This is a genomic window from Acinetobacter sp. ABJ_C5_2, from assembly GCF_044538485.1.
GTDB classification, from domain to species: domain Bacteria; phylum Pseudomonadota; class Gammaproteobacteria; order Pseudomonadales; family Moraxellaceae; genus Acinetobacter; species Acinetobacter nosocomialis_A.
The window spans coordinates 1-351 of record NZ_JBIUCS010000104.1 but is presented as its reverse complement, the minus strand read 5'-3'; the positions used below and the strand labels follow the sequence as shown (position 1 = coordinate 351).

1 protein-coding gene is annotated in these 351 nt (G+C 51.6%); it reads right to left on the bottom strand.

All coding sequences use genetic code 11. The features are described from left to right. A partial coding sequence (locus tag ACH8JV_RS19565; RefSeq protein WP_396523314.1) for an Ig-like domain-containing protein occupies positions 1 to 351 on the bottom strand: 351 nt, incomplete at both ends.

Here is a 351-nt window from a genome sequence, read left to right as displayed (position 1 = left end):
GTGTACTGTCATTGGTAGTTACATCACTTAACGCAACTGTCGGTGCTGTGGTATCGATAGTCACCACTGCACCTGTTATCCCCACATTACCTGCAGGGTCGGTCGCTGTCACAGTTACTGTATGTGGACCATCGGTCAACACTGGAAGCGTATTGTCTGCAAGCGTCCAGGTACCGTTGCCGTTATTGACTGCTGGATAGTCTGTGCCATCTACAGTCACCACAACAGTCGCAGTCGGATCATTCACTGTACCGGTCAGCGCAGGTGTGCTGTCATTCGTCAACACATCATCTAGCGCAACCACAGGTGCCGTAATGTCTGCAGAGACTGTACCTGAACCTGGCAATGAGG